Origin of the sequence: Ideonella sp. A 288, from assembly GCF_002198735.1 — a bacterium.
In the GTDB taxonomy this organism is placed as follows: domain Bacteria; phylum Pseudomonadota; class Gammaproteobacteria; order Burkholderiales; family Burkholderiaceae_C; genus Pseudaquabacterium.
Genome location: NZ_MWLO01000077.1, coordinates 20,410 through 35,756, shown reverse-complemented (window position 1 = coordinate 35,756; position 15,347 = coordinate 20,410). Strand labels below are relative to the sequence as shown.

The 15,347-nt window shown below is 71.3% G+C and carries 9 protein-coding genes; 2 read left to right on the top strand and 7 right to left on the bottom strand.

Translation table 11 applies throughout. The features are described 5' to 3' along the window. Positions 1-34: 34 nt before the first annotated feature. The 6 genes from EOINJALH_RS06495 to EOINJALH_RS06470 form a co-directional block, all read right to left on the bottom strand. The gene (locus EOINJALH_RS06495; protein WP_088279510.1) at positions 35-937 is read right to left on the bottom strand and encodes a transglutaminase family protein; all 903 of its coding nucleotides are present in this window, start codon (positions 935-937) and stop codon (positions 35-37) included. Between the two features lie 40 nt (positions 938-977). Continuing rightward, entirely contained in the window at positions 978-3,560 is a 2,583-nt protein-coding gene (locus EOINJALH_RS06490; RefSeq protein WP_088279508.1) for a circularly permuted type 2 ATP-grasp protein, read from the bottom strand. A gap of 64 nt (positions 3,561-3,624) precedes the next feature. After that, a complete protein-coding gene (locus tag EOINJALH_RS06485; protein WP_088279506.1) occupies positions 3,625-7,122 on the bottom strand; it encodes a DUF2126 domain-containing protein in 3,498 nt (1,165 codons plus the stop codon). A 105-nt stretch (positions 7,123-7,227) separates the two neighbouring features. Beyond that, entirely contained in the window at positions 7,228-8,184 is a 957-nt protein-coding gene (locus EOINJALH_RS06480) for an alpha-E domain-containing protein (protein ID WP_088279505.1), read from the bottom strand. 3 nt (positions 8,185-8,187) lie between these two features. Continuing rightward, positions 8,188-9,636, bottom strand: a complete 1,449-nt coding sequence (locus EOINJALH_RS06475; RefSeq protein ID WP_088279504.1) for a circularly permuted type 2 ATP-grasp protein — start codon at positions 9,634-9,636, stop codon at positions 8,188-8,190. Continuing rightward, the gene (locus tag EOINJALH_RS06470) at positions 9,633-12,110 is read right to left on the bottom strand and encodes a DNA internalization-related competence protein ComEC/Rec2 (protein ID WP_088279503.1); all 2,478 of its coding nucleotides are present in this window, start codon (positions 12,108-12,110) and stop codon (positions 9,633-9,635) included. Before EOINJALH_RS06470 ends, EOINJALH_RS06475 begins: the two co-directional genes overlap by 4 nt. Before the next feature lie 48 nt (positions 12,111-12,158). Here EOINJALH_RS06470 and EOINJALH_RS06465 point away from each other — a divergent pair, with 48 nt between their 5' ends. Both EOINJALH_RS06465 and EOINJALH_RS06460 read left to right on the top strand, forming a co-directional pair. After that, the gene (locus EOINJALH_RS06465) at positions 12,159-12,614 is read left to right on the top strand and encodes a RidA family protein (protein WP_088279502.1); all 456 of its coding nucleotides are present in this window, start codon (positions 12,159-12,161) and stop codon (positions 12,612-12,614) included. Then, a complete protein-coding gene (locus tag EOINJALH_RS06460; protein ID WP_088279501.1) occupies positions 12,611-13,090 on the top strand; it encodes a disulfide bond formation protein B in 480 nt (159 codons plus the stop codon). Before EOINJALH_RS06465 ends, EOINJALH_RS06460 begins: the two co-directional genes overlap by 4 nt. 63 nt (positions 13,091-13,153) lie before the next feature. Here EOINJALH_RS06460 and EOINJALH_RS06455 read toward each other — a convergent pair whose 3' ends face one another. Further along, entirely contained in the window at positions 13,154-15,343 is a 2,190-nt protein-coding gene (locus tag EOINJALH_RS06455) for a ferredoxin (RefSeq protein WP_088279500.1), read from the bottom strand. Positions 15,344-15,347 lie beyond the last annotated feature (4 nt).

Sequence of the window (15,347 nt, the reverse complement as noted above, 5' to 3'; positions counted from 1 at the left end):
GCCCCGCACCACCCCGGAGGACTTTCCCTACCCCCTACTCGATCGGGGCCACCGTCACCGCTACGTCCGGCGGCGCCTGCCCGCCGCCGCGGATCACGCCGCGCAGCGGCGCCACGTCGGCATAGTCCCGCCCCCACGACAGCGTCACGTGGTCCTGCACCACGGCAATGTCGTTGGTGGGGTCCAGCGCAATCCAGTTCAGCACCGGGCACCACACCGCCACCCAGGCGTGGCTGGCGTCGGCGCCCACCAGGCGGGGCTGGCCGGGCGGGGGCTGGGTGAGCAGGTAGCCGCTCACGTAGCGCGCGGCCAGGCCGTGGCTGCGCAGGGTGCCGATCATCAGGTGCGCAAAGTCCTGGCACACGCCGCGGCCCTGGGCCAGGGCCTGCAGCGCGTCGGTGGCCACGTCGGTGCTGTTGGGCACGTACTTCATGCGGGCGTGCACGCGCTGCATCAGGCCGATGGCCACCGCCGCCAGGCTGCGCTCGGGCGCGAACAGGCCCTGGCCGAAGGCCGCCAGCTTGGGGTCGCGTGGCGCGAAGGGCGTGCCCAGCACGAAGGCCGCGGCCTCGGGCTGCTGCTGGCCGGCGCGATAACGCAGCTCGTGGGCGACCTCGTCCCACGGCGGGCTGCGGGCGATGGCGTCGTCGTCCAGCGGCGGCGGGGGCGTCAGCGTCACCTCGAAGGTGGACGTCACCTGCAGCCGGTCGTGCACGCGCGAGTGGCTGAAACCGTGGCGCCAGTTGCCGAAAGCGTCCAGGCTTTCCTGCACCGGGCATTCGGGCTCGGGGTCGATCTGCAGCTGCCAGTCGCTCACCGTCTGCCAGGCGGTGTCCCGCGGGCGCAGCCAGGCGCTGTGGTGGGCCACCTCCACCGGGGCGTCGTAGTCGTACACCGTCTCGTGGCAGACGGACAGGCGCACCGCGTGGTCGGTCATGGGGCCCCCGTGCTGACGCACATTCGACGCGTGGCGGCTATCACTGCCACACCGTGCGGTCGGGCGATTCGACGTGCGCGAAGAGATGCCGGCCGATCTCGTCGGACAGCTTGCGGGCGCTGGCGCTGCAGCCGCGCAGCGCGGCGACGAGCGTGGCGTGGCGGCCCTTCTCGTCGCGCTGGTCCAGTTCGGCCAGCGACCAGGTGTCGGGCGCCGGCAGGTCGGCGGTGACGGCGCTGGCCCAGGCGGTGTCGTGCCGGGCCAGCTTGCGCAGCCGGTCGCGCATGGTGCGGGCCACCCAGGCCAGCGAGCGCGGGTTGTCGGTGTCGTACACCAGCAGGTGCAGCAGCGGCAGCACCTCGCGCCGCGCCTGAAACTGCGCGCGGTAGGTGATGACGCTGTCGAACAGGCCCAGCAGCAGCGCGAAGCCGTCGTCGGCCTCGTGCACGCCGTACTCGAAGCCCAGCGCCAGCGCGTGGCTCAGCATGTCCAGCCGCTCGATCTGGCGGCCCACGCTCAGCAGGCGCCAGCCGTCGTCGCGCGTCATGCGGTCGGTCTGCGCGCCGGTGATGGCGGCCAGGTGGGTGGCGGCGCGGCCCAGCACGCCCATGACGTCGGGCGTGGCGGCGGTGCCGGCGCCGGCCTTCAGCGCATCGGACAAGTGCTGCTCGAAGTGCGAGCCCACCTCGTGGATGAGCTTCCAGTGCTCGGGCGACAGGCGCTCGCGCAGGCTTTGCGCGCAATCGCGCAGGCTGCGCAGGTTGCCGGCCACGCCCTGCGCCTTGGTGGGGTCGGCGCCCAGGCCGTGCACCAGCGCGCGCTCGAACAGGCGCGGCGACAGCTTGGCCGACGGCACCTGCGGCGCCACCAGGCCGTGCCAGCGGGCCAGCTCGTCCAGCAGGCGCAGCACGGGCGGGCTGGATTCCTGCACGCTTTCCAGCGTCAGGCGGGCCAGGCGCACGGCGTTCTCGGCGCGCTCGGTGTAGCGGCCCAGCCAGAACAGGTTTTCGGCCGCGCGGCTGGTGACGCTGCGGTGCCAGCCCTGCAGCTCTTCGGCCGACAGGGGCTTGGGCAGCAGCGACATCGCATCGACCGCGCCGCGGGCCACCACCCAGGTGTCCACCGTGGAGCTGCCGCGCTGCATCGACAGGCCGGGGTCCACCGCGCCCTCGCTGCGGCCGGCCACGCGCGTCATGGCGCCGGGCAGCACGGTCCAGCCGCCGGTGCCGTCGGCCAGCGCGAACACGCGCATCACCGCGGCGCGGGGCTGCAGGTGGCCGTCCACCCACACCGGGGTTTCCGACGGCAGCACGGGGGCCTGCAGGGTGTAGGCCGCGGGGTCGGCGTCGATGCGGCGGGCCAGCGCTTCCAGCTCGGCGCGGCTCAGCTCGCCGGCGTTGAAGGGGCCGAAGCCGCCGTCGGGGAAGGTGGGCGCCACCACGAAGTCGGCCAGCCGCGGGCGCTGGCGCGCCCACACCGCCGCCTCGCCGCACCACCAGCTGGTGGACGCGGGCAGCAGCAGGTCTTCGTCCAGCAGGCGCTCGGCCACGCCGGGCCAGAAGGCACTGAGGCCGGGGCTTTCCAGGAAGCCCGCGCCCGGGGCATTGGCCATCACCACCTCGCCGGCGCGCAGCGCCTGCAGCAGGCCGGGCACGCCCAGGGCCGAATCGGCGCGCAGCTCCAGCGGGTCGAGCCATTCGTCGTCCACCCGGCGCAGCACCACGTGCACGCGCTCCAGGCCGTGCAGGGTCTTGAGGTAGAGCTTGTTGGCGCGCACGGTGAGGTCGCTGCCCTCCACCAGGGCCAGGCCCAGGTAGCGGGCCAGGAACACCTGCTCGAAGTAGGTTTCGTTGCGCGGGCCGGGCGTCAGCAGCACGATGCGGCTGCGCTCGCCGGCGGGGCTGGCGCGCAGCAGCCCGTCGAGCAGCGAGCGGAAGGTGCTGGCCAGCCGCTGCACCCGCAGCTCGGCAAACTGGTCGTGAAACTGCGGCGCGATGATGAGCCGGTTTTCCAGCAGGTAGCCCAGGCCCGACGGCGCCTGCACCCGCTGCGCCAGCAGGCTGAAGCCGCCGCTGGGTGCGCGCGCCAGGTCGAACGCGGCGATGTGCAGGTGCGTGCCGCCCACCGGCACCAGGCCGTGCGCGGCGCGCAGGTAATCGGGGTGGGCGAACACCAGCGACGCGGGCAGCAGCGCGTCGCGCAGCAGCGTCTGCGTGCTGTACAGGTCGTTCAGCGTGGCTTCGAGCAGGCGGGCGCGCTGCAGCACGCCGTGCTCGATGACGGCCCATTCGTCGGCGTCCAGGATGAGCGGCAGCAGCTCCAGCGGCCAGGTGCGGCTGCCATCTTCGCCCTGCTCGGCGTAGACGTTGTAGGTGGCGCCGTCTTCGCGCACCCGGTGCTGCACGCGCACGGCGCGCGCCGCCAGGTCGGCCCAGCCGCGCGGGCCCAGGCTGCGGAAGAAGGCCTGCCAGCGCTCGGTGGGCGGGTCGTCGGGATCAGTGCTGCCGCGCCACTCGTCGTAGTGGCCGGGCAGGCCGGGCTCGGCCGCCGCCGACGCCAGCTGCAGGCCGTCGGCCGCTGCGGGCGGCAGGGCCAGGGCGGCAGTGGAGGGGCGGTTGGGCATGCCCGCATCATGCCCTGAGCCTGCCCCGCCAGGCATCGGGCCCTTCCCGCCGGATTTCACGGCGCTACGCCGTGCGCAGGTCGAGCGTGAACGGGAACTCCAGGCTGTGCTGTGGCTCGCCCACCACCATGCGGCCCGGGGTGTGGCCGATGGTGAAGAAGCGCGCCAGCCGCCGGCTCTCGGCCTCGAAGGCGTTGACCGGGAAGGTGGCGTAGTTGCGCCCGCCCGGGTGCGCCACGTGGTACTGGCAGCCACCCATCGAGCGCTGCATCCAGCGGTCGACCAGGTCCACCGTCAGCGGCACGTTGACGCCGATGCTGGGGTGCAGCGCCGACGGCGGGTGCCAGGCGCGGTAGCGCACGCCGCAGACGTATTCGCCCACCCGGCCGGTGGGCTGCAGCGGCACGGTGACGCCGTTGACGGTGATGACGTGGCGCGGGTCGACCAGGCCGGTGGCCAGCACCTCCAGGCGCTCGAGCGACGAATCGACATAGCGCACGGTGCCGCCGGCCGAGCCTTCTTCGCCCATCACGTGCCAGGGCTCCAGCGCGTTGCGCAGCGTGAGGTTCACGCCGCGGGCGCTCATCTCGCCCACCTTGGGGAAGCGGAACTCGAAGTGCGGTGCGAACCATTCGGGGCGGAAGCCGAAGCCGGCCAGGCCCATGTCCTCGATGACGTCTTCCATGTCCATCCACACGAAGGTGGGCAGCAGGAAGCGGTCGTGCAACGCGGTGCCCCAGCGCACCAGCTCGGCACGGTAGGGCTCGTTCCAGAAGCGGGCCACCAGCGCACGCAGCAGCAACTGCTGCACCACGCTCATGCGGGCGTGCGGCGGCATCTCGAAAGAGCGCAGCTCGAGCAGGCCCAGGCGACCGGTGCTGGAATCGGGCGAGTACAGCTTGTCGACGCAGAACTCGCTGCGGTGGGTGTTGCCGGTCACGTCGACCAGCACGTTGCGCAGCGTGCGGTCGATCAGCCAGGGCGGCATGTTCTGGCCGTACACCGCCTTGTTGCGCTCGATCTCGCCGAGGGCGATTTCCAGCTCGTAGAGCTGGTCGTTGCGGGCCTCGTCCACACGCGGCGCCTGGCTGGTGGGGCCGATGAACAGGCCGGTGAACAGGTAGCTGAGCGCCGGGTGGTTGTGCCAGTAGGCCAGCAGGCTGCCCAGCACGTCGGGGCGGCGCAGGAAGGGGCTGTCGGCCGGCGTGGCGCCGCCCAGCACGAAGTGGTTGCCGCCGCCGGTGCCGGTGTGGCGGCCGTCGAGCATGAACTTCTCGGTGGACAGGCGCGACTGCCAGGCCGCGTCGTACAGGAAGGTGGTGTGCTCGACCAGCTCTTTCCAGTCGTGCGCCGGGTGGATGTTGACCTCGATGACGCCGGGGTCGGGCGTGACCTGCAGCAGCTTCAGGCGCGGGTCGCGCGGGGGCGGATAGCCTTCGAGCACGATCTTCATCTGCAGGCTGGCGGCCGTGGCCTCGATGGCGGCGAGCAGTTCGAGATAGTCCTCGAGGTGCTGCAGCGGCGGCATGAAGACGTAGAGCACGCTGCTGGCCGGCTTGGCGCTGGTCTCGGCCTCGGGGCCGTTGGCGCGGCGCGGGTCTCGGGCCTCCACCACCAGCGCGCTGCGCGTGATCCAGTAGGCCGACTCGAAGCGGTGCGGCGCGCGCGACAAGGCTTCGCGCGACAGTGGCGTGGTCTGCGTGGCCGGGCCGGCGGCCGCGGCAGCGGCGCTGCCGGCCGAGCCATCGGCGCCGGTGAGCGCGGCATCGCCCGGCAGGCCCGCCTGGAAGCCCACCACCCCGCCCTCGGCAAAACCGCCGCCGGGCACGTGCGACGCGTACTGCGTGCGGATGCTGGCCGCACCCGGCAGCGCGCCGCGCGGCGCGAACGGATCGGCGTCGACGTGGTACGGGTAGTCGGTGCCCTTCACCCAGGGCAGCGAATCGAGCGGCAGGCGGTAGCCCATCGGCGAATCGCCGGGGATCAGGTACATGCGCTCGTCGCGGAAGAACCACGGGCCGGTCACCCAGCGCGGGCCAGCCAGCGCCGGGCCGTCCGACGGCTTGATGGGCAGCGCGTAGCCGATGGTGGCGTCGAGCCCCTGGTCGAAGACGCGGCGCAGGCGCGCGCGCTCCATCTCGTCCTCGAGCTTGGTGTCGAAGGGGTCGACGTTGATCGGCAGGCGGCGCTCGCGCCACAGGTAGTACCAGGTGTCCTCGTAGCCGGTCTGGACGTACTCATTCGTCACACCGAGCTTGGTGGCCAGGGTGCTGATGAAGGTCTTGGCGTCGTCGGCGGTGTAAGCGTGGTGGTCGCGCTCGTCGGCGAACAGCGACGGGTCGTGCCAGCAGGGCTGGCCGTCGGCGCGCCAGCAGATGCTGAGCGCCCAGCGCGGCAGCTGCTCGCCCGGGTACCACTTGCCCTGGCCGAAGTGCAGGAAGCCGCCCTGGCCGTAGTGCTCGCGCAGGCGGTGCACCAGGTCTTGCGCGCGCATGCGCTTGGTGGGGCCCAGGGCGTCGGTGTTCCACTCGGCGCCGTCGCGGTCGTCCACCGACACGAAGGTGGGCTCGCCGCCCATGGTCAGGCGAACGTCGCCGGCCACCAGGGCCTCGTCCACCTGGTCGCCGAGGGACAGCATGTCGCCCCACTGCTCGTCGGTGTAGGGGAAGGTGACGCGCGGCGATTCGTAGATGCGGGTGACGGCCATGTGGTGGCCGAAGGTGACCTCGCACTCGTCGACCGCACCGCTCACCGGCGCCGCGGCCGAAGGCTGCGGCGTGCAGGCCAGCGGGATGTGGCCCTCGCCGGCCAGCAGGCCCGACGTGGGGTCGAAGCCGATCCAGCCGGCGCCGGGCAGGAACACCTCGCACCAGGCGTGCAGGTCGGTGAAGTCGATCTCGGTGCCGCTGGGGCCGTCGAGCGCCTTCACATCAGGCTTCAGCTGGATGAGGTAGCCCGAGACGAAGCGCGCGGCCAGGCCCAGATGGCGCAGCGCCTGCACCATCAGCCAGCCGGTGTCGCGGCAAGAGCCGCTGGCGTTGGTGAGCGTTTCTTCGGGCGTCTGCACGCCCGGCTCCATGCGGATGAGGTAGCGGATGTCCTTCTGCAGGCGCTGGTTGATGCCGACCAGGAAGTCGATGGTGCGCTGTTCCTTCAGGTCGATGCTGGCGACGAACGCGGCGAGCGCCGGCGTGGCCGCTTCCTTGACAAGGTAGGGTGCCAGTTCCTTGGCCTGCACCTCGTCGTAGGCGAAGGGAAAGTTCTCGGCCTCGGGCTCGAGGAAGAAGTCGAACGGGTTGTGCACCGACATCTCGGCCACCAGATCGACGGTGACCTTGAACTCGGTGGTGGGCTCGGGGAAGACCAGGCGCGCCAGGTAGTTGGAGAACGGGTCCTGCTGCCAGTTGATGAAGTGGCCCGTGGGCTCGATCGTCAGCGAGTAGGACAGGATGTTGGTGCGGCAGTGCGGCGCCGGCCGCAGGCGGACGATCTGCGGCGACAGCCCGACGCGCCGGTCGTAGCGGTAGTGCGTGACGTGGTTCAGTGCGACGTGGATGGACACGGTAGGGGTCTCTCTTGCGGCGGATCTGACCCTTGCGGGCCGTGGGTCCGTGAGCGATCGGGTGGACCCTGCCGCCGCGCGCACGCGGCAGGCAGGTTCATGGGATCAGGCGGGTACGAGGAAGTCGCGGCTGATGCCGGCACCGATGTCGTTGACGCGGTCGAGGAACTGAGTCAGGAAGGCATGCAGGCCGGTGGAGAGGATCTCGTCGATGCGGCCGAACTGCAGGTCGCTGCGCAGCCGGCCGGCCCGGCGCTCGGTCTCGCCGCTGTGCTCGTTGGCCACGAGGGCCAGGTTGGTGACGGTTTCATTCATGCAGGCCGCCAGCGAGCGCGGCATGTCGGGGCGCAGGATCAGCAACTCGGCCACCTTGTCGGGGCGGATGACGTTGCGGTAGACCTTGCGGTAGATCTCGAAGCCGGACACCGACCGCAGGATGGCAGACCAGTGGTAGAAGTCGACTTCGGGGGCGTCATTCTCGCCCCAGGTGCCGAAGTAGTCGCCGGCCAGTGCGTGAAACTTGACGTCGAGCAAACGCGCGGTGTTGTCGGCACGCTCCAGGAAGGTGCCGATGCGGATGAAGTGCAACGCTTCATCTTGCAGCATGGTGCCCACGGCCACGCCGCGCGACAGGTGCGAGCGGAACTTCACCCACTCGAACACGCTGGCGGGGTCGCGCTCGAAGGCGCCATCGCGCAGCATGCGGTTGAACTCGAGCCAGGTGGCGTTGGTGGTTTCCCACAGCTCGGTGGTGAGCGTGCCGCGCACCGCGCGGGCGTTCTCGCGCGCCGCGCCCAGGCACGACACGATGGACGAGGGGTTGGTCGCGTCGCGCACCATGAAATGCATGACGCTCTTGGCATCGACCGACCTGTGCTGCTTGTGGAAGGCCTGCGTCAGCTCCGAGATGCCCAGCACGCCGGCCCAGCCCTGCTCGGCCCGGTCGGCCGACTGCGGCAGCAGCGAGGTCTGGTAGTTGACGTCCAACATGCGGGCGGTGTTCTCCGCGCGCTCCATGTAGCGCGACATCCAGAACAGGTGGTCAGCAGTTCGTGACAGCATCGTTCAGCCCTCCAGGACCCAGGTGTCCTTGGTGCCACCACCCTGGGACGAATTGACGACCAACGAGCCTTCCTTCAGGGCCACGCGCGTGAGGCCCCCGGGCACCATCTGCACGCTCTTGCCCGAGGCCTTGCCCGACAGCACGAAGGGCCGCAGGTCGATGTGGCGCGGCGCGATGCCGCTCTCGACGAAGGTGGGGCAGGTGGACAGTGCCAGCGTGGGCTGGGCGATGTAGTTGCTGGGGTTGGCCAGCAGTTGCGCACGGAACTCTTCGACTTCGGCCTTGGTGGCCGCCGGGCCCACCAGCATGCCGTAGCCGCCGGCGCCGTGCACTTCCTTGACGACCAGCTCGGCCAGGTGGTCGAGCACGTACTTCAGGTCATCGGAGTTGCGGCACAGGTAGGTGGGCACGTTCTGCAGGATCGGCTTTTCGCCGAGGTAGAACTCCACCATCTTCGGCACGTAGGGGTAGATCGACTTGTCGTCGGCCACCCCGGTGCCGATGGCATTGGCCAGCGTGATGTTGCCGCGGCGGTACACGTCCAGCAGGCCGGCGCAGCCCAGCGTGGAGTCGGGGCGGAACACCTGCGGGTCGAGGAAGTCGTCGTCCACCCGGCGGTAGATCACGTCGACGCGGCGCGGGCCGCGCGTGGTGCGCATGTAGACGAAGTGGTCCTTGACGAACAGGTCTTGCCCTTCGACCAGTTCCACGCCCATCTGTTGGGCCAGGAAGGCGTGCTCGAAGTAGGCGCTGTTGTACATGCCCGGGGTCAGCACCACCACGTGCGGCTCGTCGGCCGAGGCGGGGGCCACGTCGCGCAGGGTTTCGAGCAGCAGGTCGGGATAGTGCGCGACCGGAGCGACCCGGTGCTGCGCGAACAGCTCGGGGAACAGCCGCATCATCATTTTGCGGTCTTCGAGCATGTAGCTCACACCGCTGGGCACGCGCAGGTTGTCTTCCAGCACGTAGTAGGTGCCGCTGCCATCGGGCTGCGCCGCCCGCACGATGTCGACGCCCGAGATGTGCGAGTACACATTGCCCGGCACGTCGACGCCCTTCATCTCGGGCCGGTATTGGCTGTTGTTGAGCACCTGCTCGGTGGGCACGATGCCCGCCTTGAGGATCTCCTGGTCGTGGTAGACGTCGTGGATGAAACGGTTGAGGGCCGTCACGCGCTGCGCCAGGCCGCGCTGCATGCTGGTCCACTCGTCGGCCGGGATGATGCGCGGGATCAGGTCGAAGGGGATGAGCCGCTCGGTGCCGGCGCCGTCCTCGTCCTTGGCGCCGTACACCGCGAAGGTGATGCCGACGCGGCGGAAGATCATCTCCGCCTCTTCACGCCGGGCGGCCATCTGCTCGCCTGGTTGTCTGGCCAGCCACTGGGCATAGCCGCGGTAATGCTCGCGCACCGTGCTGGCGGTTGCCTGCATCTCGTCGAAGCTGGGTTTCATGGTTTGAGTTCTCCTGCCTGCGAGGGGTTAGCAACATCCGCACCAGCATTCACACCTGAGTTGTGCGAGTTCCAGTGCCAATATCGGCGACGCACCTCGCGGGTGCACGAGGCTGCACCATCGTGCCACAGCCACGCACCACAAAGGTCCGTTCGTTCGATGGCAATGCCACGCTCTCGGTATCGTTCCATCACGTCAGGCGCCGGATGGCCGAAGCGGCTGCGGTAGCCCGCCTGAACCAGCGCCAGCGTCGGTTGCACCGCGTCGAGGAACGCGTCGGTGGACGAGGTGCGGCTGCCATGGTGCGGCACCAGCAGCCAGGTGCTGGCCAGCGATGCACCGTGGCGTTGCACCAGCGCCGCTTCCTGGGGCGCCTCGATGTCGCCGGTGACCAGCAGGCTGCGACCCTGGGCGTCCACCACCCGCAGCACGCAGGACACCGCGTTGGGCTTGCGCGCGCTGGCCATGTCCGCCGGGGTGGGATGCAGCATGTCGAAGCGCACGCCGTCCCAGGTCCATGACTGCCCGGCCTCGCAGGGCCGGTGCGGGCCGTGCTGCAAGAGCGGATGGCCGGCCTCGAGCGAACTGGTGGTGTCGGCCACTGGCAGCGACGCGAACAGCGTGGCGGCGCCGCCGACATGGTCGATGTCGCGGTGGCTTAGCACCAGACGGTCGATGCGCGTCTCGCCGCGGGCACGCAGCAGCGGCAGCAGCACGCGCTGGCCGGCGTCGCTCTCGCGCGAGTACTGCGGCCCGGTGTCGTACAGCAGCAGGTGGGCGCGCGTGCGCACCAGCACGGCGGTGCCCTGCCCCACGTCGGCCACCACCAGGTCGAAGGCACCGTCGGCCGGCCGCTGCACCGGCGGCCACAGCAGCGGCAGCATCATCGGCACCGCGGCCGCGCGCAGGCGCCACGGCAGCGGCAGCACGGCCAGCAGCGCACCGGCCAGGCCGGCCCACACCGCCCAGGCGGGCGCGGCGGCCACGGTCCACACCGCGAACGGCCAGTCGGCCATCGCGCCCAGCAGCCACCCCAGCGCCTGCACCGCCCAGGCCGCCACCTGCCACAGCGGCGCCAGCGCCACGCCCAACAGCGCCAGCGGCGTGACCAGCAGCGTGACACAGGGGATGGCGACGAGGTTGGCCACGAAGCCCACCACGGACACCTGCTGGAAGCACACCAGCGACAACGGCGCCAGCCCCAGCGTGGCCACCCCCTGCGCACGCAGGTGGCCGCGCAGCGCGCGCCGCCAGGCGGGCTCGTCGGCCGGCCCGGCCTCGCGCCGGTCGGGCGATTCGGACGCCAGCAGCAGGCCCACCGCGGCAAACGACAGCCAGAAGCCCGGCTGCAGCAACGACCAGGGGTCGAGCAGGGTCACCGCCACCGCGGCCACCATCAGCACCAGCAGCCAGGGCCAGCGCGCCCCGAGCGAGCGCAGCAGCACGCCACAGGCCAGCATCAGCACCGTGCGCTCGGCCGGCACGCCCCAGCCGGCGATCAGTGCGTAGCCGGCCGCCACCGCCAGCCCGCCCCAGCGCCCGGCCGTGGGCGCCGGCACGCGCAGCATCAGCCGCGTGCTGCGCCGCCAGGCCCAGCCGAAGGCCAGGCCGGCGATCCAGGCGAACATCGTCACGTGCACCCCGCTGATGCTCATCAGGTGGGCGATGCCGGTCTGGCGGAACAGCTCCCAGTCGTCGCGCTCGATGGCCGCCTGGTCGCCCACCACCAGCGCGGCCAGCACGCCGGCCAGGCGCGGGTCGCGCACCTCGCGCAGGATGGCGTCGCGAATCGATTGGCGCGCCCGCTCCACCGGGTGGGCCACGCCATCGGCCAGCAGCGTGGCCGGCACCCAGCCCGCCACCACGCGCACGTAGCCGGTGGCGCGCAGGCCCTGCTCCCACCACCACAGTTCGGCGTCGAAGCCCCCCGGGTTCATCGCGCCGTGCGGGCGCTTCAGCCGCACCGGCAGGCGCCAGCGCTGGCCGGCGCGCAGGTCGGCCTGGGGTTCGGCCAGGAAGGCCTCGTCGCGGTCGTTGCGGTACCAGCCCAGCGCCACGCGCGCCGGCACCTCGGCCGGCACCGCCAGCGCCCGGCCGTGGCGCTGCGCCGATTCGACCTCGAACGTGAAGCGGGTGCCCGCCGGCCCCGCCTGCGGCAGGCTGGCCACCACGCCGGTGAGCACCAGGTCGGCGCCTTCCAGGTCGGGCGCCAGGCCCTGGGCCAGTCGGGCCTGGGCGCGCTGGCTGGTGCTGGCCGCCCCCAGCATCGCGCAGGCCGCCACCAGCAGCAGCACGGCGGGGCCGCCGCGCCAGCGCCAGCCCAGCGCGGCCATCACCAGGGCACCGCCGCACAGGCCCGCGTCGACCGCGGCTGGCCACAGCACCGGCTGCTGCAATTGCAGCGCCATGCCCGCCAGCCAGCCCAGGCAGCACAGCGCGATGCGCCACCCGGTGTCCAGCCCGCCTGCCGCCATGGGGCCGCAGTGTAGGATGCCGGCCCACCCTGTTTCGAGGCGCCAACCATGTCCGTCTACGACAAGCTCCAGCAGCTCGGCATCACCCTGCCGCCGGTGGCCGTGCCGGCCGCCGCCTACGTGCCCTTCGTGCGCACCGGCAACCTGGTGTTCATCTCCGGCCACATCGCCAAGAAGGACGGCAAGGCCTGGGTCGGCCAGCTCGGCCTGACGATGGCCACCGACGAAGGCAAGGCCGCCGCCCGCGCCATCGCGATCGACCTGATGGGCACGCTGCACGCCGCGGTGGGCGACCTGAACAAGGTCACCCGCATCGTCAAGGTGATGAGCCTGGTGAACTCCACAGCCACCTTCACCGAGCAGCACCTGGTGACCAACGGCGCGTCCGAGCTGTTCGGCGAGGTGTTCGGTGCCGCCGGCGCCCATGCCCGCAGCGCCTTCGGCGTGGCGCAGATCCCGATGGGCGCGTGCGTGGAAATCGAGCTGATCGCCGAAGTGGCATGACGCTCGCGAGAACCGACCTGCTGCTGGGCGGCACGGTGGTGGTGGCGCTGGGCGCCGTCGGCGCCGCGCTGGTGTCGCAGCATGTGCACGACATGCAGCCCTGCCCCTGGTGCGTGCTGCAGCGGCTGATCTTCTTGCTGCTGGCCGCCGGCGCGCTGGTGGGGCTGCTGTGGCGCTCGCCGCTGGGGCGCCGCGTGGGCGCCGGGCTGGCGCTGTTGTTCGCCAACTGCGGCATCGCCGCAGCGCTGTGGCAGCACTTCGTGGCGGCGGCGTCGGCCTCGTGCAACCTCACCTTCGCCGACAAGCTGATGTCGGCCACCGGCCTGGACGGGCTGCTGCCGCAGGTGTTTGCCGCCTACGCCTCGTGCGCCGATGCCAAGGTCTCGATGGCCGGCGTGCCCTACGAGTTCTTCAGCCTCGCGCTGTTCCTCGTGCTGGGCTGGGCCATGCTGAAGGTGCTTCGCCAGCCTGCTTGATCGTGCGCCCTGCGGCGCGCATGGTGGGCGGGGCCCGCCGCAAGGCGGCCGGGCCCGGCGCCTTCACCGGAAGGGCTCGGCTCGCAGCAGCAGCTCTGCCAGGCCGGGTTCATTGGTATCGCGCGGCTCGCCGGGGTGGATGATCGCGACCTGGCAGCTTTCCGCAGCCTCGACCAGCTGACGGTAGGTGCCCGCCGTGAGGTCCTTGATGTAGGCCTGCTTGCGCTCGTCGTAGGCGAACATGCGGTCGTTGATCAACTGGCATTCGTTGCAGCTCGGGCAACGGGCCGTGTCGATCCAGGCCTCGTCACGCGAGTGCGCCGGCACGTCGGGCGCGGCATCTGCAGCCTCGGCCGTCGCGGGCTTCGGTGCGGCGGGCGCCACGGCAGCCGGCGTGGCCGGTGCCGGCGCCTTCTGCGAGGCACTCTCCTGCACCTGCCGCCGTTCGGCGTGCGAGTCGTGCACGCCGCCGTGCTCCTGCAGGCGATGCCACAGCAGCAGGCTGCGGCGCGTGGCCTGCATCAGCCGGGCATCGACGATCACCCGGTGCAGGGCATCGTCGGCATCCACCGCCAGCAGGTACGGCACGCGTTGCGCCGCCTCACGCTCGTCCAACGCCAGCCAATCGGCCACCGGCAGCATCGCCGCGTTCCAGTGCTCGCGGGGCACCCGCGCAAAGTGCGCTGCGCAGCGGCTGTCGCACAGCACGAAGTCCGCGAAGGTGAAGGCGCAGCGCTCGGCAAGCTGCTGCAGGGCCGTGTCGGCATAGGCCAGGGTCTCGACCGCCCAATCGCCATCGGGCTGCGGGTTGTTCTCCAGCGAGAAGCGCGTGGCCCAATTGGCACCGGCTGCGGCGTCGTAGCTGAACGCCGGAAAGGCGCGTGAGGTCATCGCGGCAGCGGCGGTGAGATAAGGCGGCAGCTGACTGGCAGGCTGCGCCGAGCCGGAAAAGACGCTGAACAGCGCCGGCCCCTGACAGGCCAGCCCGCGGCCGATCTGCGCGCGAAGCGCCACCAGGTTGGCGCTGGGCGACTGCAGCACGAACATGCCGCCCAGGCCCATGGCCGCAGTGGCCAGCCGCGCGCTGCGCACGCCAAAGGCGAAGTGCCCGGTGCCGATCGATGCCTCTTCGAGCAGATCCGAGGTCTGCACCAGCACCTTCACGGGCAGGCCGGACGACAGCATCTCCATCAGGTTGGCGTTCTCCGGGGCGTCGTTGCGATCGGGCGGGATGCACACCAGGTAATCCGGAAAGCGCGCCAGGTCGGCAGCCGTCAGCGAATGCTCGCCGAAGGCGTCGAAGACCAGGTCGTGCTCGGCCTCGACGTAGTGGCCCTTGGCCTCCAGCTCGGCGATCGACATCGCCTTGACCAGCTCGGCCAGGTCACCCAGGCGCTGACGAAAGGCCTGGGCTGCCGCGGCGCAGTTGTCGAACTCGAAGTCGAGGCAGTCGGCGCCTTCTTCGGCCTCGCGCTCTGGCGGCCCGAAGAAGCGCTGCGACTCCAGCACGCCCAGCGTGCGCACCAGACGCTCGCGCCGCGCCGCAGGCAACTCGTCGCGCGGCGCCCCCTTGCCGACGATGCGCGACAACAGGTCGAAGTCGAACGCATCGCGGTGCGACCCACCGACGGCGGCCTTCAGGCTGTCCGGCTGCCGCCCCGCCTGCGAGTGGCTGTGCGCGGCACGCAGGATGTCGGACAGCTTCAGCACCAGGCGGCTCAGGTCGGCTCGAAACAGCTTGGCCTTGGCACGGCGCGCGGCATGCCAGGCATGGGTGATCAGCCGCGCCGGCATCTGGTGCGTGCAGCCCACGACGTCGCCATCGACGCTGAGGGCGCCGCCGGCGTGGGCCAGCACCTTTTCCAGGGTCTCGCCCTCGCGCGCGCCCAGGCGCGCCGCAGCCGCGTCCCACAGTTCCGACAGGCTGCCGGTGGCGCCCCCGGCCACGTCGGACCGGATCTCGCGCTCGAGCTGCAGCGCGTGACGGCGCAGGCGCTCGCCCTCGATGCCCCGTGGCGCCACGCTCTCGAGCATGGTGTCGACCAGGCTGGACAAGGAGCGCACGAACTCCCGCCCGCCGGCGCCTTGCACCAGCACCGCCGGGAAGTCGTGCCGCAGCGCGTTGAGGTCTCGGTACGGCGCCAGCAGCGCGGGGCGCAGATCGAGGCCGGCCGTCGACACGACGCCGTCGCCCTGGCATTTGCCGGTGAGGTGGAAGATCAGCTGGTCCTGGGGCTTGGCATGCATGTCCATGGCA

What these genes read in the sequence shown, in the direction of transcription:
- EOINJALH_RS06495 (WP_088279510.1), bottom strand. Translation starts at nt 937, where the DNA reads ATGACCGACCACGCGGTGCGCCTGTCCGTCTGCCACGAGACGGTGTAC.
- EOINJALH_RS06490 (WP_088279508.1), bottom strand. Translation starts at nt 3,560, where the DNA reads ATGCCCAACCGCCCCTCCACTGCCGCCCTGGCCCTGCCGCCCGCAGCG.
- EOINJALH_RS06480 (WP_088279505.1), bottom strand. Translation starts at nt 8,184, where the DNA reads ATGCTGTCACGAACTGCTGACCACCTGTTCTGGATGTCGCGCTACATG.
- EOINJALH_RS06475 (WP_088279504.1), bottom strand. Translation starts at nt 9,636, where the DNA reads ATGAAACCCAGCTTCGACGAGATGCAGGCAACCGCCAGCACGGTGCGC.
- EOINJALH_RS06470 (WP_088279503.1), bottom strand. Translation starts at nt 12,110, where the DNA reads ATGGCGGCAGGCGGGCTGGACACCGGGTGGCGCATCGCGCTGTGCTGC.
- EOINJALH_RS06465 (WP_088279502.1), top strand. Translation starts at nt 12,159, where the DNA reads ATGTCCGTCTACGACAAGCTCCAGCAGCTCGGCATCACCCTGCCGCCG.
- EOINJALH_RS06460 (WP_088279501.1), top strand. Translation starts at nt 12,611, where the DNA reads ATGACGCTCGCGAGAACCGACCTGCTGCTGGGCGGCACGGTGGTGGTG.
- EOINJALH_RS06455 (WP_088279500.1), bottom strand. Translation starts at nt 15,343, where the DNA reads ATGGACATGCATGCCAAGCCCCAGGACCAGCTGATCTTCCACCTCACC.